This window comes from Solibacillus sp. FSL K6-4121 (assembly GCF_038002585.1).
Classification (GTDB): domain Bacteria; phylum Bacillota; class Bacilli; order Bacillales_A; family Planococcaceae; genus Solibacillus; species Solibacillus faecavium.
On sequence record NZ_JBBOCS010000001.1, the window covers coordinates 1,577,465 to 1,597,681 of the forward strand.

Annotated in this window: 18 protein-coding genes and 1 other annotated feature; of the genes, 13 read left to right on the forward strand and 5 right to left on the reverse strand. The window is 37.5% G+C overall.

Annotated elements, in window-relative coordinates:
* Positions 1-9: 9 nt before the first annotated feature.
* The 4 genes from MHH95_RS07800 (at position 10) to MHH95_RS07815 (ending at position 4,415) form a co-directional block, all read left to right on the forward strand.
* Entirely contained in the window at positions 10-1,185 is a 1,176-nt protein-coding gene (locus MHH95_RS07800; protein WP_340727058.1) for a DUF418 domain-containing protein, read from the forward strand.
* 130 nt (positions 1,186-1,315) lie between these two features.
* Positions 1,316-2,218: a fumarylacetoacetate hydrolase family protein gene (locus MHH95_RS07805; protein ID WP_340727059.1), complete on the forward strand. Its 903-nt coding sequence runs from the start codon at positions 1,316-1,318 to the stop codon at positions 2,216-2,218.
* A gap of 116 nt (positions 2,219-2,334) precedes the next feature.
* Entirely contained in the window at positions 2,335-2,703 is a 369-nt protein-coding gene (locus MHH95_RS07810) for a YisL family protein (RefSeq protein WP_191698633.1), read from the forward strand.
* Between the two features lie 260 nt (positions 2,704-2,963).
* Positions 2,964-4,415: an alpha-amylase family glycosyl hydrolase gene (locus MHH95_RS07815; RefSeq protein WP_340727060.1), complete on the forward strand. Its 1,452-nt coding sequence runs from the start codon at positions 2,964-2,966 to the stop codon at positions 4,413-4,415.
* A gap of 78 nt (positions 4,416-4,493) precedes the next feature.
* Here MHH95_RS07815 and MHH95_RS07820 read toward each other — a convergent pair whose 3' ends face one another.
* Complete coding sequence (locus tag MHH95_RS07820; protein ID WP_191698631.1) at positions 4,494-5,300, reverse strand: Cof-type HAD-IIB family hydrolase; 807 nt, start codon at positions 5,298-5,300, stop codon at positions 4,494-4,496.
* 110 nt (positions 5,301-5,410) lie between these two features.
* Between MHH95_RS07820 and MHH95_RS07825 the strand changes: the two genes are divergently transcribed.
* The 3 genes from MHH95_RS07825 (at position 5,411) to MHH95_RS07835 (ending at position 9,046) form a co-directional block, all read left to right on the forward strand.
* The gene (locus MHH95_RS07825) at positions 5,411-6,166 is read left to right on the forward strand and encodes a serine aminopeptidase domain-containing protein (protein WP_340727061.1); all 756 of its coding nucleotides are present in this window, start codon (positions 5,411-5,413) and stop codon (positions 6,164-6,166) included.
* Positions 6,167-6,228: 62 nt separating this feature from the next.
* Positions 6,229-6,537 (forward strand): metal-sulfur cluster assembly factor, encoded by a 309-nt coding sequence (locus tag MHH95_RS07830; RefSeq protein WP_191698752.1) that lies wholly within the window; start codon positions 6,229-6,231, stop codon positions 6,535-6,537.
* Positions 6,538-6,916: 379 nt separating this feature from the next.
* Positions 6,917-9,046: an ATP-dependent Clp protease ATP-binding subunit gene (locus tag MHH95_RS07835; RefSeq protein WP_340727062.1), complete on the forward strand. Its 2,130-nt coding sequence runs from the start codon at positions 6,917-6,919 to the stop codon at positions 9,044-9,046.
* An 84-nt stretch (positions 9,047-9,130) separates the two neighbouring features.
* Here the strand turns inward: MHH95_RS07835 and MHH95_RS07840 are convergent, their stop codons facing one another.
* Positions 9,131-9,328: a YjzD family protein gene (locus MHH95_RS07840; RefSeq protein WP_191698628.1), complete on the reverse strand. Its 198-nt coding sequence runs from the start codon at positions 9,326-9,328 to the stop codon at positions 9,131-9,133.
* Between the two features lie 290 nt (positions 9,329-9,618).
* Here MHH95_RS07840 and MHH95_RS07845 point away from each other — a divergent pair, with 290 nt between their 5' ends.
* Together MHH95_RS07845 and fabF are read left to right on the forward strand one after the other, a co-directional pair.
* Positions 9,619-10,554, forward strand: a complete 936-nt coding sequence (locus MHH95_RS07845; protein ID WP_340727063.1) for a beta-ketoacyl-ACP synthase III — start codon at positions 9,619-9,621, stop codon at positions 10,552-10,554.
* 22 nt (positions 10,555-10,576) lie between these two features.
* Positions 10,577-11,821, forward strand: coding sequence for a beta-ketoacyl-ACP synthase II (gene fabF / locus MHH95_RS07850; RefSeq protein WP_340727064.1), 1,245 nt, complete (start codon positions 10,577-10,579; stop codon positions 11,819-11,821).
* Positions 11,822-12,065: 244 nt separating this feature from the next.
* Here fabF and trpS read toward each other — a convergent pair whose 3' ends face one another.
* The gene (gene trpS / locus MHH95_RS07855; RefSeq protein ID WP_340727065.1) at positions 12,066-13,055 is read right to left on the reverse strand and encodes a tryptophan--tRNA ligase; all 990 of its coding nucleotides are present in this window, start codon (positions 13,053-13,055) and stop codon (positions 12,066-12,068) included.
* 102 nt (positions 13,056-13,157) lie between these two features.
* Positions 13,158-13,384 (reverse strand) — a binding site (T-box leader).
* 463 nt (positions 13,385-13,847) lie between these two features.
* Between trpS and spxA the strand changes: the two genes are divergently transcribed.
* The 4 genes from spxA (at position 13,848) to pepF (ending at position 18,370) form a co-directional block, all read left to right on the forward strand.
* A complete protein-coding gene (gene spxA, locus MHH95_RS07860; protein WP_008403575.1) occupies positions 13,848-14,246 on the forward strand; it encodes a transcriptional regulator SpxA in 399 nt (132 codons plus the stop codon).
* A 315-nt stretch (positions 14,247-14,561) separates the two neighbouring features.
* A complete protein-coding gene (gene mecA / locus MHH95_RS07865) occupies positions 14,562-15,215 on the forward strand; it encodes an adaptor protein MecA (protein ID WP_191698624.1) in 654 nt (217 codons plus the stop codon).
* 164 nt (positions 15,216-15,379) lie between these two features.
* On the forward strand, positions 15,380-16,507 hold the full coding sequence (locus MHH95_RS07870; protein WP_340727066.1) for a competence protein CoiA: 1,128 nt from the start codon (positions 15,380-15,382) through the stop codon (positions 16,505-16,507).
* Between the two features lie 54 nt (positions 16,508-16,561).
* The gene (gene pepF, locus MHH95_RS07875) at positions 16,562-18,370 is read left to right on the forward strand and encodes an oligoendopeptidase F (protein ID WP_340727067.1); all 1,809 of its coding nucleotides are present in this window, start codon (positions 16,562-16,564) and stop codon (positions 18,368-18,370) included.
* Between the two features lie 548 nt (positions 18,371-18,918).
* On the opposite strand, the gene MHH95_RS07880 is transcribed toward pepF, so the two are convergent.
* Both MHH95_RS07880 and MHH95_RS07885 read right to left on the reverse strand, forming a co-directional pair.
* Complete coding sequence (locus MHH95_RS07880; protein WP_340727068.1) at positions 18,919-19,725, reverse strand: DsbA family protein; 807 nt, start codon at positions 19,723-19,725, stop codon at positions 18,919-18,921.
* Positions 19,722-20,120, reverse strand: a complete 399-nt coding sequence (locus MHH95_RS07885; protein WP_340727069.1) for a globin domain-containing protein — start codon at positions 20,118-20,120, stop codon at positions 19,722-19,724. Before MHH95_RS07885 ends, MHH95_RS07880 begins: the two co-directional genes overlap by 4 nt.
* Positions 20,121-20,217 lie beyond the last annotated feature (97 nt).

Below are 20,217 nucleotides of genomic sequence, written 5' to 3' on the forward strand. Positions count from 1 at the left end.
GGATAAAAGGTGGATTTTCGCCCAGTAGGCACGAATGAGCGTATAGCTACGCTTGATATTTTACGAGGGTTTAGTTTGCTCGGCATTCTATTAGTAAATATGTTTGGCTTTTATTTACCGATGCCACATATTGCGGATTTAAGCAGCTGGTTTAGTGAAGTGCAGGATATTGTACTTCAACAGCTTTTGGATATATATGTTCAAAGTAGTTTTTATCCGTTATTTTCTATGCTTTTCGGGTATGGTTTAGCAATGCAGTATGTAAAAGCAAAAGAAAGGGGCATTAATTTCTATCAATTTGCTCCAAAACGTCTCTTGCTAATCTTCTGCATTGGTATGTTCCATGCCATTCTGATTTGGTGGGGCGATATTTTAGCAATGTATGCATTTTGTGGTGTGTTTTTAATTGCACTTATCCGCCTGCCAGCAATTTGGCTTTTACTAGTAGCAATTGCTGTAAATGCTTTATATCATGGATTTAATTTAAGCTTGTATGCAATGGCCGGCCTTTTTACAACATCTACAGATTCAATATCTGTAAATATTGATGCGATTCAAAGTGCAGTGACAGCTTATGGTATTGGTAGTTGGACAGATGCATTTATGCAGCGTCTCGATGATTTGGCAATACAAATGAGTATATTTATGTGGATGTCCTCATTATTTACGATTTTGCCTTATATGTTATTCGGTGCTGCTCTTGCAAAATGGCGTCTTATCGAACGGGCAAAAGAAAAAATTGTTTTATGGTTTGTTTTGGCGTTAATTGGTGTGGCTGGCGGACTGTATGTGAAAAGCCTGCCGATTGCCGGAGCTCAAACGATTGGTAATGAGTATTTACAAGTCTATATTGGCGGTCCTATTTTAGCAATCGGCTATATAGCGGTTGTAACATTGTTAACGCAACTACCGTTCGTTGTGAAGCTTCTGTCTCCAATCGCTACGGCGGGACGTATGTCGCTGACTCTTTACATTATGCAATCTGTTATTTGTACGGTGTTGTTTTATAAATGGGGTTTCGGTCTTTACGGAAAAGTGGATGTGCAAATGGGAATTTATATGGCAATTGGAATCTTCGTCATTCAAGTATTATTTGCAGAACTATATTTTTCAAGATTTAAACAAGGACCACTGGAAGCATTACTAAAAAAAATAACTTATGGCAAGTTTGCTTCTCGGAAATAAAACCTATTATTATGTAAATTTATAGAAAGAAAGCTTAGTTTTACAGAATAATATTATTTTGTCAGAAAAGTAAGGCAATTATTTTATTTTTAATGTATGATGTAAAAAAACAGAAGGAGTGCTCCACGTTATGAAATTGTTATCATTTATAGTAAACGAACAAGTAAAGTTTGGCCCTAAAGTGAAAAAAGAAGAGGCAGTATGGGATGTTGTCGAAATTCAAAAACAACTCAATGTACTAAAAGACTTTCCAGAAACAATTATCGACGGGATAGCACACGGCTATGAATTTGTTGAGCAAGTTCGTAAATTAGTAGAGGCAGCACAAAAGCATGAAGATGGTGCTAAATTCAAATTAGCATATTCTAATATAGAATGGTTGTCGCCGGTTCCTCGTACACCGAAAAATATAATGTGTGTCGGCAAAAATTATAATGACCATGCAGTTGAAATGGGTGCAGATAAAGCACCGGAAGATATGGTTGTATTCACTAAATCCCCAACTGCAATTGCGTCGGATGAATCGACATTATCCGTTCATGCAGAATTTACGGATTCTCTTGATTATGAAGGAGAATTGGCGATTGTAATCGGTAAACAAGGCAAAAATATTCCTAATGCAATGGCGTATGATTACGTATTTGGCTATACAATTGCAAATGATATTACAGCGCGTGATTTACAAGAAAAACATAAACAATATTTCCTAGGAAAAAGCTTGGAAGGCAGCTGTCCTATGGGTCCATATTTAGTTACAAAAGATGAAATTCCAGATCCGCATACATTAACAATTGTAACGAAGGTGAATGGGGAAGTTCGTCAAAACGGTTCGACAAAGGATATGATGTTTACCGTCTCGGATATTATTGAGATTATTTCTAAATCTGTAACGCTGGAGCCGGGCGATGTTATTTTAACAGGCACGCCAGCAGGAGTTGGAAAAGCAATGAATCCACCTAAATTTTTAAAAGCCGGTGATGAGGTAAAGGTTTCGATTGAAGGTATTGGGACTCTGGCAAACCGATTTGTTTAATATAATTCATTTATTATGACCTTTTCTATTGTTACTTGGACGAATCCATTGAATTTACACATGCTAGCATGGTAGGATATTTCGTGTAGATAATAAATAGAAGAGGTGGAAAATACATGGATTTCTTATCAAGTTCAACACACTTGCACATTACAGCATGGGCAATCACATTAATCCTATTTTTTGTAGCTGCATTAGCAGGCAAAAAACTAACAGCTGTTCACATGACTTTACGTGTAATGTATATTTTAGTTATCATTACTGGTTTGGCATTATTCTTAGAATGGCGCGATAAAATTGCTGAAAGCGGCATGAACTATGATATGAAAGTGTTATTTGGTATTTTAGTAATCGCATTCATGGAAATGGTATTAGTGCGTAAAAACAAAGGCAAATCTGTTAATATGTTCTGGGTACTATTCGGTATCGTTTTACTAATTACATTATACTTAGGTATGAGCATGGGTATCGGTATTAACTTCTAATAAAAGCAGGGTGTGCAAAAAGTGAATTTAACTTTTTGCACACTTTTTATTTAATCAACTTTATATTATCCATCATTCATTCCCCTCTATTTTATCCTCCAACTGTATAAAAGGTAATATGATTTGCTATTCTTTAATTCATACACATTTTTGTCACGTATTTGTTGCATTTCCTACAAATAACTTTTGTAATCATAGATACGTGTATAGGTTTTTTGGTAAAATGACGTTGGATTGTATGTGAAAGAGAGGGAAATAAATTGAGATTTAATAAATGGCTTAGTGCACTTACTGCAGGTGTGGTACTTTCGACTTCATTGTCATTTGCATCATTAGCAAATGCTGAAGAAAATCGTACAATTGCAGATGAAAGTATATATGACATTTTAGTGGACCGCTTTTTTAATGGAACAGGCAAAAACGATGATCATACTGTAAATGCCCAAGACCCAACAATGTTTGCGGGTGGAGATTTCGATGGTGTTTTAAAAAAGATTGATTATGTGACGAATATGGGCTATACAATGCTTTCAGTAGGCTCAGTTTTTGCAACAGAAAAATATGACGGTTCGATGCCGACAAGCTATACACTATTAGACCCTCGTTTTGGTACAGCTGATGAATTTAAGAAAATGGTAAGTTCATACCAAAAGCGTGAGATGAAAATAATGGCTGATTTCCCTATTACAGATGTTAGCCCAAACCATGAACTTGCAGAAAAGCAAGGGTTTGTGGCAAGTACAAATGATGGGAAAATACAGTGGGATTTAACTAATGAAGAAGTACAAAACGAAATTATCGACAGTGCTGTACAATTTGTGGATACATACGGACTTGACGGCGTTCGTCTAACGAATATTGAACAAGTAGATACAGCATTTTTAAATCGCATGATTGAGCAATTAAAAGCTACTGGTGCCTATGTAATTGCAAATGCAGAAAGTGATGCCGATTTTGATGCGAAATTTTATAATGATGTCGCATCAAAATTTACAAATTCTTTTAAAAATGTGGATTTAGATACTTCAGTATTGGAGCCATATATTGAAGAGACATTATCGGACACACCTGTTTTGACAATGACTGATACAATTTGGTCTGACCGTTTTACTTTAGCTGCAACGGCTGAAGGGATGTACCCTCCAACACGTAGTAAAATTTCGATTGCAAGTACACTATTATTGCCGGGTGTGCCAGTCGTTCAATACGGTTCTGAAATTGCAATGAATGGTACTGCCGGTGAAGAGGCGCATCAATACTATAATTTTAAGACAGATTCAGAACTGGCGGATTATGTTGGAAAGCTTCAATCTTTACGAAATGATTCAGATACATTACGTAATGGTGAATTTAAGTGGCTTGAAAATGAAGATGGCTATATCGTATTTGAGCGGAAATCCGATACGGAAACATGGATTGTTGTAATTAACAATAGTAGTAAAACAAAACGTGTCCATATCCCTGTAGCAGAGCTGGGGGAAGGAAAAGAAATCCGTGGGATGTTCAATAGTGAAATCATTCGTGAAAATAAAGATAACAACTATACAATCATTTTAGACCGCGAAATGGTTGAGGTGTATCAGGTCATCGATGCGCGAGGAATTAATACTTCCTATATTGTGGCACTTGGACTAGTTGTTGTACTTTATACGGCATTCATGATTGTTATTATGAAACGTGGGAAACAACGCCGCGCCAATTCAGCAAAATAAAATGAAATAGCCTGGAAAAGTGAATACCTCGCTTTTCCAGGCTATTTTTAATAATTGGACTCAATTCGGTCACGTGTCCTACAGTTTTAATCGGTCATGTAAAAATTTTGCAATACCATCTTCATTATTAGATAACGTAATTTCGTTGGCGATATTTTTTAAATCATCAATTCCATTACTCATTGCAACACCAATACCGGCATAATCAATCATTTCAAAGTCATTGTCCTCGTCGCCAAATGCAATGATCCGCTCACGTGGAATACCCATTTCTTTTGAAATGAAGTCAATGCCAATTGCTTTACTTAACCCTTTATGCACAATTTCAATAATCGGGAAAGGTGCCCCCCAGCGTCGATGCTCGATCAGCTCGGCATGTACATCCTGCAAATGTTTACGGATAATCGGCGTATTTACATCATCTGCCTGAATTAATAAACTCGTCGGATTTTCCTTTAATGTCTGTTTGAGATCACCCATTAAAATATTAGGGCTACCCATATTAAACATTTCGTGTACTTTTTCATCCTCACGATGGAGATATACATCATCCATTACTTCGGCGATTAAATTATCATATTCATATTTATGGACTGATTCAACAACATCGTGGACTACACTTAAATCCACAGGTGTATGAATTGTTTTCCACATGGGGTTTTTTGGATGGTGGATAAGCGCACCGTTAAAATTGACAATAGGTGTCGTTAACTCCAATTCTTTATAATAGGGAAGACTAGCCCGGAAAGGACGTCCTGTCGCGATCATTACTTGATGTCCCGCTTGCTTTGCCTTAAACAGTGTTTCCTTTGTAAGGGAGGAAATCTTCTTATCATCCGTCAATAATGTTCCGTCTAAATCCAATACTATTAAATGTTCGTTCATGAGAATAAGCCTCCTTTAGCATGGGTATTATTGTAACGTGAAAAATTAACATTCGTCAAAGTTTTGAAACAATCGTGAAGTTTTGATAAGGTTAAGGCGAGGTGAGAAAAATGATTGTTAAGCAAGAGTTGTGGAAATCTATTCCATTATTGCATGTGTATGATGAAACGATGGACGAACATACACCCGTCGTTATTTTTTTACATGGGTTCTTAAGTGCAAAGGAACATAATCTTCATTATGCGTATCAGTTTGTGCAAAAAGGTATCCGAGTTATACTGCCTGATGCAATCATGCATGGAGAACGATCAGATTATTTAACGGATGAACAGATGAACTATAACTTTTGGAAAATTGTTTTAAAATCGATTGAAGAAGTACATACGCTTTATGAAGAATTGAAACTAAAAAAAATGGTAGGCGACAAAATTGGCGTTGCTGGAACGTCAATGGGTGGCATTGTAACATCGGGTTGCTTAACTATTTATCCATGGATTCAGGCTGCTGGTATTTGTATGGGGACAACGAGCTACACGAAGGTCGCGCTTCATCAAGTTGAGGAACTGAAGCAAAAGGGTGTTCAACTTCCAATATCTGAAGAACAGCAAAGTGCTTTGTTCGATATGCTCGGCAAATATGATATGGAAAAACATGAATCATTGTGGTCAAACAAGCCAATAATATTTTGGCATGGTGAAAAAGATACGGTCGTTCCATTTAGTATGAGTCGCCCTTTTTATGAACAACTTGAAAAAGAAGGAAAGGCGGCGAATATTCAATATATCGCAGAGCCAAAAGCAGGACATGCCGTTTCAAGAAATGGTATTTTACAAGTGACGGATTTCATTGCACAACGTTTGGCATAAAGCATTCGTTCTGCTATGATAGACGATAACACTATGTCGAAAGGGGAAATAAAAAAATGGCAATTGATCAAGATATGAAAGACAGCATGTACGGAGCATTGGAAAACGTAATTGACCCTGAGCTAGGCATCGATATTGTCAACTTAGGTTTAGTATATGAAGTGGATTTAACAGAAGAGGGCTTAGCGATTGTTACAATGACATTAACATCAATGGGTTGTCCACTTGCACCAGTAATCGTTGACCAAGTAACGACAGCTTTAAGTGAATTACCGGAAGTAAAAGAGGTAAAGGTAGATATCGTATGGCAACCGGCATGGTCTAAGGACAATATGTCACGCTATGCAAAAATGGCTTTAGGTATCCGTTAATAAAAATATTAAAACGATTATTTTGCAGAAGCAAAATAATCGTTTTTTTTTAAGTTAAGATTAAAAAGTCCGTATTATTCACTATAACGATAGTCGAGGGTGATTTTTTATTTTTCCATTGGAATCCAGTTTAAATATGCGTTTAACATCAAATAATTATTAATGAAATGCTTTTCTAAAATATTAAGGCTAAAATGCCATTTGTTACACAAATATGAGTCGTTATTTCGTTTTACTTAATTATTAAGGTATATTTTATCGAATATACAAAAATATAAGAACGTACCTAAAAAGGGAGTGTAAAAATTTGTGAGTTGACTAATTTTGACCTATAATAAAATTAGTCAGTAAAGGTCAAACTATCGGGAGGATACAATATATGCAATTTAACCAAACACAAGACAATCGTCCGCCTTTAGAACAATTTGGACGTAATTTAATTGAACAAGTAAAAAATGGCAAGATGGACCCGGTTATTGGACGTGATGAAGAAATTCGCAATGTTATCCGGATTTTATCGCGCAAAACAAAAAATAACCCTGTATTGATTGGCGAACCAGGTGTTGGGAAGACGGCTATTGTCGAAGGCTTAGCTCAACGGATCGTACGACAAGATGTGCCGGAAGGGTTAAAGGATGCGCAGTTATATGAGTTGGACATGAGTGCACTCATCGCAGGCGCTTCTTATCGTGGTCAATTTGAAGAACGTTTGAAATCGGTGTTAAAGCAAGTGAAAGATTCAGATGGAAGTATCATTTTATTTATTGATGAAATTCATACAATTGTAGGTGCCGGAAAAAGTGATGGTGCCATGGACGCAGGAAATATGCTCAAACCGATGCTTGCGCGCGGGGAATTGCATTGTATCGGTGCGACGACATTGGATGAATATCGTATGTATATTGAAAAGGATCCTGCTTTGGAACGTCGATTCCAGCAAGTTCTAGTACGTGAACCGTCTATTGAGGACACAGTATCCATTCTACGTGGTATTAAAGACCGTTTTGAAGAGCATCATCGTGGTGTTCGTATTCATGACCGCGCCATTATTGCAGCAGCACAACTAGCCAATCGCTATGTTACAGACCGTTTTTTACCGGACAAAGCAATAGATTTAGTTGATGAGGCATGTGCCATGATTCGAATTGAAATCGATTCAATGCCGCAGGAACTCGATCAATTAACACGCCGACTTACTCAGCTTAAAATTGAACAACAAGCATTGAAGAAAGAGAAGGATGATGCGAGTAAAAAACGCCTGGAAATCCTTACGAATGAAATCGATACTTTAGAAGCTTCAATGCAATCGATGAAAGAACAATGGGAACTTGAGAAAAACGGTTTGCAAATTGTACGCGATAAAAAAGATAAACTGAAAAAATATGAAGCAGAACGTGATCAACTGTTCGTGTCCGGCAACAATTTAGCGCGGGCAAGTGAACTGCAGTACAGTATAATCCCGCAACTGGAGAAAGAACTTGGAGAATTGGAAAAGCAGCTTAAAGATTCGGAAGGCAACCGCATGCTACGCGAAGAAGTAACGGAAGATGAAATTGCAAAAATTATATCCCGCTGGACAGGTATTCCGGTAACGAAGCTTGTTGAAGGGGAACGTGAAAAGTTATTGCGATTAAAAGATACATTACATGACCGTGTCGTTGGACAAGATGATGCAGTCACGTATGTTGCAGAGGCGGTATGGCGTGCCCGCTCCGGTATTAAGGATCCTAATAAGCCAATTGGAAGCTTCCTGTTCTTAGGACCAACAGGTGTCGGTAAAACAGAATTGGCAAAAGCACTAGCGGAACAATTATTTGATTCGGAAGACCATTTTATCCGAATCGATATGAGTGAGTATATGGAGAAGCACTCTGTATCCCGACTTGTCGGAGCACCACCTGGTTATATCGGTTATGAAGAAGGCGGACAGCTAACAGAGGCAGTACGCCGTAATCCGTATTCAGTAGTACTATTAGATGAAATTGAAAAGGCTCATCCGGATGTAGCGAATATTTTACTGCAATTGTTGGATGATGGTCGAATTACCGATAGCCAGGGCCGAGTAGTAAACTTTACGAATACGGTTGTTATTTTAACGTCTAATATTGGGTCACAATTTTTACTGGAGGCGTCGGATGATTCCGAGAAGCTTGTACAGACAGCTTTGCGTCAGCACTTTAAGCCGGAGTTATTAAATCGAATGGACGATATTATCATTTTCCATGCATTGTCGGAAGAACACTTCCATGCAATTGCCTGGAAATATGTAAAGCAGCTCCAGGAAAGAGTTGCAGAACAGGAAATTACGTTACATGTACGTAAGGAAGTAGTGGATTGGATTGTAGAACATGGCATTGATCCTCAATATGGTGCACGTCCATTAAAACGCTTCGTTCAGCGCCACTTGGAAACAATTGTTGCGCGGGAACTATTAAAAGGTGTAGTAACAGCAGGTGGTGTGCTAGAAATTATGCTGGAAAATGATGAACTGGTGATTTCCCAGAAGTAGAATCTCCAAAAAGGTTGTAATACGAAATTAAATAAAATGACAAGGGGCTGTCCAGTATAATACCGGACAGCCCTTTGTCATCTATTAATGTTGCTCTGCTTCCATGTCTGGAGTTGATTCGTTTGGAATGATTGCAGCGATAATAAGTACTAATACGCTGAATACTAATGATACGATTACGCCATTCATGAAATTAAAGTTTACACCTAATACAGAACTTACTACATAGTTAGTCATTGTTACTAAAAGGAATGACCAAAAGAAAGTAATAATATATTGCATCAATTTCACCTCATTGAACTTATTTATATCGTTATTTTGAAATTACATCTTCAATATCATACCACAAGCCTTCATGAAAATAAAAGGGGGAATACAACTTTTCGCCAAGATGTCATAAAGTGAATATTCCGGACCGTAAAAACATGGCTATTGTCTTTTCTATAAATTTTAATTGTTTTCAAAATACTTATACATTATAATTAGTACCAGATACTAATATTTAGTGATTATTTTGTGTTATTCAGCAGAAGGATTGGGTTGGATATGTTTGAAAACAAGGGGGATAATATATGAATGCTGGTATAATTGGCATGGGCAAGTATATTCCGGAAAAAGCTTTGACAAATTCGGAAATTGAACAATTTTTAGATACATCAGATGAATGGATTCGTTCACGGACAGGTATTGGAAATCGATATATTGCAGAGAATGAGGAAACATCGGATTTAGCCTATAAAGCGGCACAACAAGCAATTCAAAATGCCGGTATTACAGCAGATGAAGTAGGATTAATTATTGTCGCAACGGTTACTCAAGATCAAAACTTTCCGAGTGTAGCCTGCCAAATACAAGAACGTCTTGGTATATCGGGATGTGGTGCAATGGACATTTCTGCTGCGTGTTCAGGCTTTATTTACGGGACGGCAATAGCAAAACAATTTATTGAGAGTAATAGTTATGAATATATATTAGTAGTAGGTGTTGAAAAATTATCGAAAATAACCGATTGGAAAGATCGCAACACAGCTGTCTTATTTGGTGATGGTGCAAGCGCAGCTGTAATTGGTAAAGTTTCTGAAGGGCGCGGCATATTGGCATATGAACTTGGGGCGGATGGAACTGGTGGAAAACATTTGTATTTAAATCCAGAAAATCACATTTCGATGAATGGTCGTGAAGTATTTAAGTTTGCAGTTCGTCAAATGGGTGAGTCCGCAGTTAGTGTACTGGAGAAGGCTGGATTAACGAAGGAAGATGTAGATTACCTCGTACCGCACCAGGCGAATATCCGCATTATGGAGGCTGCTAGAGAGCGTCTAGGACTACCGGAAGAAAAAATGTCGAAAACGATTCAGAAATACGGTAATACATCGGCTGCGTCAATTGGTATCTCGATTGTCGACGATTTGGCTGAGGGGAAAATAAAGGACGATGATATTGTTGTATTAGTTGGTTTTGGTGGAGGGCTTACTTGGGGGGCACTCGCATTAAAATGGGGAAAATAAAGAAAGAGAAGGGTGTTAAATGATGGAGAAAAGAAGAGTTGTTGTAACAGGAATCGGCGCAGTAACGCCAGTAGGAAACAATGCAGAGCAATCATGGGATAATGTAGTAGCAGGAAAATCAGGAATTGGACCACTAACGCGTGTAGATACGAGTAAATTTCCGGTGTCTGTTGCAGCGGAGGTAAAAGATTTTAATATAGAAGATTATATTGAGAAAAAAGAAGCGCGAAAAATGGATCGCTTTACCCATTACGCACTAGCTGCTTCAATGATGGCTGCAAAAGATGCTAACCTTACGATTACAGAAGAAATGGCACCTCGTGTTGGAGTATGGATTGGCTCGGGAATTGGCGGAATGGAAACACATGAACAGCAATTTTTGACATTCCAAGAGCGCGGTGTTCGCCGAGTAAGTCCGTTCTTCGTACCAATGATGATTCCTGATATGGCTTCAGGCCAAGTATCAATTTATTTAGGAGCAAAGGGAGTTAATTCATGTTCTGTTACAGCCTGTGCTTCAGGGACAAATTCAATCGGAGACGCTTTCAAAGTAATTGAACGCGGGGATGCGGATGTAATGATTACAGGAGGAACGGAAGCACCAATTGTAACAATGGCGGTTGCCGGCTTTTGTGCAAACACTGCATTATCTTTAAACCCAGACACTGCGACGGCATCACGTCCATTTGATAAAAATCGTGATGGCTTCGTTATTGGCGAAGGGGCAGGTATATTAATTCTGGAAGAATATGAACATGCAAAAGCACGTGGCGCGAAAATTTATGGAGAAGTAGTTGGCTACGGTTCGACAGGAGATGCCCATCATATTACAGCACCAGCTCCAAATGGTGAAGGGGCTGCGCGAGCAATGAAAATGGCGTTGGATGATGCGAATGTCTCTCCAGAGCAAGTAGGATACATTAATGCACACGGTACGAGTACACCGTACAACGATTTATTTGAAACACAAGCAGTGAAAACGGTATTTGGCGATCATGCATACAAGCTGGCAATGAGTTCGACAAAAAGTATGACTGGTCACTTATTAGGAGCAGCAGGTGGTATTGAAGCGATTTTCACAGTACTTGCCTTAAAAGAGGGGATTTTACCTCCGACGATGAATTTACATGAACCTGATCCGGAATGTGACTTGGACTATGTTGCAAATGCAGCAAGAAAAGCTGATGTGGAATATGGACTGAGCAATTCATTAGGTTTCGGTGGGCATAACGCTTGTTTATTGTTTAAAAAATACACAGAGCAATAGGAAATATAAAAAACGAACGGACCAATTCTATCGTCCGTTCGTTTTTCGTATAGTTGTACAAAGGATGGTGTTTTGACACGTTTCGTACTATTTCTATTTTTTTATGGGCTTTGTGTAATGTCGATTAGTAATATGATTTTATACTTAAATTATCGGACATTGGGCTATTCATGGCATGCAGTAATGCTGTACATCCTTCATGGTGCAGAACTGTATTTGCTTGTAATAGCGGTAATCGGAATGGTTAGCGTCGTTTACGGCCTAATCCCATCGCGTTCTCCATTTTCTTAAGCGTTTTGGCTGCGATAGCATCCGCTTTAGCAGCTCCTTCATCTAAAATAAGATCAAGTTCTGGAGAGTCGATTAATGCATAATAGCGCTCTTGTATAGGTGCAATATGGTCGATAACCGCTTTTGCCACACCTGCTTTAAAATCGCCGTAGCCTTTGCCTTCGTATTTTTCTTCTAAATCCTTAATTGAAACTCCTGATAATGCAGATTCAATAATGAGCAAATTGGATACGCCTGGCTTATTTTCAACATCAAATTTCACAATTCCCTCAGAATCTGTTACTGCAGATTTGATTTTCTTTTCAATCTCTTTAGGTGTATCCAAAAGTCGAATTGTTGCTTTCGTATTTGTATCCGATTTTGACATTTTTTTCGTCGGCTCCTGCAATGATTTGATACGGGCACCTTCTTTTGGTAATTGAATATCAGGAATCGTTAAAACATCATTGTAACGCTTATTAAAACGTTCCGCTAAATCGCGAGTAAGCTCGATATGTTGCTTTTGGTCTTCACCTACTGGCACGATGTCTGTATTGTAAAGAAGAATATCGGCAGCCATTAACGGCGGGTATGTTAAAAGTGCAGCAGAAACGGATTCTTTTCCAGTTGATTTATCTTTGAACTGTGTCATGCGCTCTAATTCACCGATTGAAGCGACACATTGCAGCATCCATCCTGCCTGTGCGTGCGCAGGTACTTCGGATTGGATAAATAAAATGGATTTTTCAGGATCAATGCCACATGCAATGTACATTGCTGCCAATGATCGGATATTTTTGCGCAATTCCAATCGATCTTGTGGAACGGTAATGGCATGTTGGTCGACGATGCAGTAAATAGCATTATTGTCGTCCTGTAAAGCAGGGAATTGTTTAATTGCACCGATGTAGTTTCCTAAAGTAATTGTTCCGGTTGGCTGTACGCCTGAAAAGATGGTTTTCATTGGGGGATTCCTCCTTAAAATGGGTAAATAAGATTTTCTCCAAAATTACTTGAAGTATTTTTAGACAAAAAAACATCATGCGTCCTCTATTAAGTAAATAATAGAAGGGACGAATGATGTTAAAATCCGCGGTACCACCCAGCTTGCCACAATTGGCCACTCTTCTTCGTAACGTGAAGGGAACGAGCTAAACTAATGAAACCTACATGTAAGTTCGTTCATCAAGCTAACTCGGAAGTCCATTCCATTTAATGAATGATCTGTTTGCACCAACCACAGATTCTCTAGGCATTCGCTTTAAATGTACTACTCTTCGTCATCGTTTTTTCATAATCTTGAAAGTGATTATATCGTAAATATTGAAAAGAAAGCAATTGTTTTATTTGAAAGAAATAGGAATAAAAATGCATTGTAGTGGAAATAGTAGTAAAATAACAAGCTGATTATTTGAAACAACAAATCTTCGCTCAGTTTAGTTCTCAATTAAATTTGAATAAATGAGAAAAAACATTCTGTCTTTTAAGTTTAAATCTATTAGCATAAGGGTACAAAAATGTTGTAGCACAAAAATAAAGAAAGTGCGCTTAATAGAGAAAAACATGTAATAAAAATTATTACGGTAGTTGAATTATTTGTTGACAATGTGTATTCAAACATGGCGTATTCATGTATAATAAGAACAGAATCTTAAATTAAATTAATTCTAAACTAAGTATTATATATTTACGCTTCCATATGAAATGAAGCTGCATATATCAGTTAAATTGAAATCAATTAGAGAGGAGTGAGACAATGTTAGTAACATTATTTACTTCACCAAGTTGTACTTCATGTCGAAAAGCAAAAGCATGGTTAGAGGAACATGATATCCCATATACAGAGCGCAATATTTTTTCGGAGCCACTTACAATTAGTGAGATTAAGGAAATTTTACGAATGACAGAAGATGGTACCGATGAAATTATTTCAACGCGATCGAAAATTTTCCAAAAATTGAATGTAGATGTTGAAACATTGCCATTGCAAAGATTATACGAGTTAATTCAGGAATACCCAGGTCTTTTACGCCGACCGATTATATTGGATGAAAAACGTCTACAAGTCGGCTATAACGAAGATGAAATCCGTCGATTCCTACCTCGTAAAGTACGTGCTTACCAGCTTCAGGAAGCGCAACGCATGGTTAACTAAATAAAAGACACTCATGATGCTACGGTTGCCTAGGGTGCAATTGTGGCATCTTTTTTTTATTTCAGATCATATTAATAATGAATTCTTTAATACTTGATTTAAACTGATGGGTACAATACAATTTCAATTATTCAAATAATTTATGCTGAATAATGTTTTTTCTTTTCATTTTTATCCAATCCATCATACAATAGAGTTATAGATACTTCCCATTTTTTAAGTATCTTAGTTCCGATGCAATAGAACGCCTTATTGTATACATTTTGGAATATAAGTGACGTTCTATACAATGACTGTGAAGGGAGTTGAGGTCTAATGGACATCGAACGCATTAATGAAAATACGTTAAAACTATTTATTACGTATAGTGATATCGAAGACCGTGGTTATACGCGTGAAGAAATTTGGTACAATCGCGCTAAGGGAGAAGAGCTCTTTTGGGATATCATTGGCGAAGTAAATACAGATGATTATTTCGACTTAGATGGTCCGATTTGGATTCATATTAATGCTTCTGATAGTGGGTTAGAAGTCGTTGTAACTCGTGCATCTGTAGGGAATGATTCCGAAACTTCATCGATGGTTGGTACTTTTGAAGACGACCTTCATATAGCAGATCAATTAAACGAAATGGAAGAATCGATTTTCAATGCAATTGGTAAGGCAGCCAAAGATGAAGAGCAGACGCTTGAAAATGCACGATTCCGATTTAAAGATATTGATGAGCTAGTGCCTCTTGCAAAACGCGCAGCCCCGTTGGGAGTTAAATCTGCGCTGTATAAATGGGAGGACTACTACTATTTATATGTAGAGTTAGAAAGTCTGGAAATTCAAGAAGCGAAAAATGTCGTTGCATTATGCACTGAATATTTATCCGCTTCCAAAGTTACGAGACACCGCTTGGACGAATACGCGGAGACAATTATTCCAGAGGACTGCTTTGAAACAATCATCACATATTTTGAATAATCAAGATGTGAAAGCCACCTTATTTAGGGTGGCTTTTTTGTCTATATAATTGGACTTGTTTGCAGGCATAACCTAATGAAAATGTCATTTTCCCACTAGTTACTTATTATAAGTTGAAAGCTGTTCTTCATTTGCTTACGATAGATAAAAAGGAGTGGAAGGCATTGTTGGTCGCACTGACAGAAAAACAACAACTATTTCATTTAACGTCAAAGCTCTCGGAGCAGGAGCTGCAACAATTAAAGCAACAGCAGCAATTTTATTGTCCCCAGTGCAGAGAGGAGCTTTTGCTGAAAGCTGGACAGATTAAAATTCCGCACTTTGCACATTATAAAAGAAGTAAGTGCGATTCATTATTTTCGGAACGGGAATCAACCACCCATTTATTAGGCAAGCAGCAGCTATTTCAACATTTTACAAAGCTCAAGCTGCAACCAATGCTTGAACCCTATTTGCCCCACCTCCGTCAACGACCCGATATTTTTATTTCAAAAATGGACAGGCAATATGCCATCGAATTTCAATGCAGCCCAATCTCGCAGGATCTTTTTCTACAGCGGACAAGAGGATATTTAAAAGCAAATATTACACCAATATGGCTATTGCATACACCGGAAAAATTCCAAGCATCAGGAATGTTGAAAATTTCAATTAACCATTTCAATGCTCAATTTATCCAACAGTATAACAATCAATATTTTCTCCTCACCTTTGATGTTAAAAGCAAAAAATTTTACTATTTGAGTAACTTAATTCATATCAATAAAATGCAGTACTTTGCATTTGTTAAAATACTTCCGCTACATCAACAGCAATTTCCATTCCTCATTCCCGATAAAATCCCGAAGGAAATATTTCGTCAGTTCCTCATTAGCTTCAGAAAATACCGCGACCAATATTTGCGGCCTCGTATATTGCTGAGCAAAAAAGGGGTTAATGATCGATTTTTACGTGCTTTATATGAACTGCAGTTAACAACCACGAATTTACCATTGTATTTAGGGATTCCAGTAAAGAATACAAATGCTTTTGATAGTTTTTGTTTAGAATGGCAAGTACAATTGTTTTATTTTATGAAATGTCACAGTCTTATTCCAAAAACGATGAATCAAAAGGCTATTCCGTATTTTTTTGAATGGAGTGGCATGGAACAAACTAGCGAGAGGAAAGTGGCTGTTGTGCAGTATTTAAAAATATTAAAGGAGCTTAATATTGGGCAAGTACATGAAAGTATGAGCTTAAATAAACTTTTTGAAGCTCTATACGACGAATGTGTTGCAATTGGGAAGTGAAATTGATTAAATAGACTTATAATTTCGAATTCCGGAATATTAGGAGGCAAATGAATGGCTAAGCAAATTTTAACACGTGAAGAAGTACCGGAGCATTTAACATGGGATTTAACAACAATTTTCGAGTCAGATGAGGCTTGGGAAGCAGAACTGAAAGAAGTGGACCAATTATCAAAGCAAGCTTCGGATTTTAAAGGGAAAGTAGCAGACAGTGCTGAAAGTTTATACAATACATTGCTATTTAGTGATGCATTATATGAGCGTCTGCACAAATTATATGTGTATTCTCATTTAAAGCATGACCAAGACACGACGAACAGCAAATATCAGGATTTGGACGGTCGCGTTCGTTCTGTTATTACAAATGTCGGAGCTGCATGGTCATTTATTACCCCTGAAATTTTAGCATTGGATGAAGCAACACTAAACAGCTATGTGGAAAGCTATGAACCGCTTGCTTTATACAAACAGAGCCTGAAGGAAATTAACTTAGGCCGTCCGCACGTATTATCTGCAGAAAAAGAAGAGCTGTTAGCGCAAATGTCGGAAGTCGCTTCTTCAGCGAGCAAAACATTTAGTGCATTAAACAATGCCGATATCGAATTCCCTAAAATTATTGGAGAAGATGGGGAAGAAGTACAAATTACACACGGCAATTACATTACTATGCTAGAAAGTGACAATCGTGAAGTACGAGAATCAGCTTTCAAAGCAGTATACAAAACATATGGTCAATATAAAAACACATTTGCAACAACTTTAGCAGGGAATGTGAAGGCACATAATGCCAATGCAAAAATCCGTAATTACGATTCGGCACGCCATGCAGCATTGAGCAATAACTTTATTCCTGAAAAAGTATATGATCAGCTTATTTCAACAATCCATGATTATTTACCAGCACTACATCGCTATGTGGAACTGCGTAAACAAGTGTTAGGCGTGGATGAGCTGCATATGTACGATCTATTTACACCGCTTGTAAAAGAAGTGAAAATGGAAGTAACATACGATGAAGCTATGAAAACAATGGTTGAAAGCTTTGCGCCTTTAGGTAAGGAATATCAAGAAATTGTTCAAAAAGGTTTGGATAGTCGTTGGGTTGACGTTTTAGAAAACAAAGGGAAGCGCAGTGGTGCCTATTCATCAGGTACATTCGGTACAAACCCATATGTTTTAATGAATTGGCAAAATAACGTGAACAATTTATACACATTGGCACATGAATTTGGTCACTCAATGCATAGCTACTATTCACGTGAAAACCAACCATATCAATACTCTGATTACTCAATTTTCGTTGCGGAAGTTGCTTCGACATGTAATGAAGAGCTTCTATTTGATCATTTAATGAAAACATTGGATGACGAAAAGAAGAAAATATATTTATTAAATCAATGGCTGGATGGTTTCCGCGGCACAGTGTTCCGTCAGACGATGTTTGCTGAATTTGAGCATATGATTCATGAGCTTGATGCAAAAGGCGAATCGATTACAGCTGAGAAGCTAACATCAATCTACTATGATTTGAACAAACAATATTTTGGTGACGCGATGACTGTTGATGAAGAAATTGGACTTGAGTGGGCACGTATTCCGCATTTCTATTACAACTATTACGTATACCAATATGCAACAGGCCAATCTGCGGCAACAGCCTTATCAAAACAAATATTGGAAGAGGGAGAACCAGCGGTAGAGCGTTATATTAATAACTTCTTAAAAGCAGGTTGCTCAGACTTCCCAATTGAAGTATTGAAAGCAGCAGGTGTAGATATGGAGTCACCAGAACCAATCGCGCTTGCATGTAAGGTGTTTGAAGAAAAGTTAGATGAGTTAGAAAAGTTATTATTAAATAATTAATTGTTTGTGAAAACGCATCTGTTTCAGGTGCGTTTTTTGCTTTTGAAAACGGATTTTCTGTCTGTACTGCACTTTAACAGTCGAAAACTTCTTTAAGTTAAAGCCGTGATAAAGCGCTACATATCAATGTTATCCGCATTTTTAACAGCCTTTGAATCAATGCAAATATGGAAACGCTTACTATATGGCGAATTTGTGAAATTATAAAAGAATTATTGCAAGAAATATTATTCCATGATAGAGTAATATTTGTGAAATAAATCACATAACAAACATACACCCCTTTGTTTGAACGTGAACATTTCTCCCATCCCCTTTGTGAAAAAGAGGCGTCCTATCTCTCGAGGATAGAGGCGCCTCTTTTGTTTTTTTATACTTCTCCTTAAATTTATGCAAAATTCTACATAACTATTTTCCTGCCTTTATTAGCGTTTCCGGGAATTTATACTCAATATATTTTAGGACAAAAAAACCAGCTCGCTTAAGGCGTCGCTGGTAAAAATAAATATATAAGGGCAATTAAATAATAGTGTAATTATAAGAATGTGCTATTTTGCACGCCATAGTGTTATTTCATCAGTCATAATACGTTCTACTTTTTGTTGAAGCATCCGTTTTTTTAGTTCACGTTCGGCAAGCTGTTCATTAATTGAATAAATTTCTGCAACTTCCGCAGTCGTCAAAATGCTGAAATGATCGAATAAATCATCTAATGTAGGAACGGGTTGGCGAGTTAATTCTTCATCAAGTAATTCTGCTAAAATATGTTCATAGACTTCGTAATTATATGAACCACTTACTTTTAATCCTTCATCTTCAATGCATTCGTTGAAAAATACAATACTTGGTACTTCATCAACTTCCATTTCCCGCGTTAAGTATAAGTCACATTGAAATGCACGGGCAGCTTCTTTGGAACCGAAGTCAGATACGAATTCCTCCATATCCAAGTTAACTTGCTGTGCAATTTCTATTAATGTTGCATGAGAATTAATATTTCGAGTATTAAGAACCGCTATTTCCTGTACTTTGTTTAAATAGCGGAAACCAGCTCGCTTACCTTGCAGTTCAGCGGCTTTAATTGCAATTGACGGTAGTGCAGGATGTGTAATATCCAATTCCGCTCCGGAAACACAGCCTTTCATACGGCTAGTAATGCTGTTTAAAGCAGAGAGTTCCGTACTAAGGACATATCGACATGTAAAGTAATGACCATATTCTACTTGAAGCTTACGCAAAGTCATTTGCATAAGTAATGCTTTTTCACATAGAGGGTCAATAAAAATATAAAGCTCAATTGGTTTATTACATGTGGACGGTGCAACAGGTTGCTGTAAAAGTTGGACATTATTCACTCAAATCCCTCCTCATCATTTGGGGCGTTAACCATATGGTGAGCAGTCATTACGAGACGCTTATAGTAAACCTCGCGGAATTTACCGTCTAAGCCAACCTCGTCCATCGCTTCTGCCATACATTCTAGCCATGCCTGGGCACGATCGGGTGTAATTTTAAAATGCATATGTCGGGCACGCATCATTGGATGACCGTGTTCTTCAGTGAAGAGATTAGGCCCCCCTAGATACTGCGTTTGGAATTGTATTTGTTTACGAATAGTTTCTGTTAAATCATCTGGAAAAATAGGAATTAATAATGGATGCTTCGCCACTCGAGAGTAGAACGCGTTAATTAATTCAGAAAGCTTTTCAGCGCCGAGTTCCTCATAAGGAATCGTATAATTTCGATTCATTAGTTATACTCCTTTGTGTCTTTCTTAGCCCATTAATGAAATAGGAATGACGTTTCCGTAATATAAATTTCATTTAGGCGTTACATTCATTCTAGCA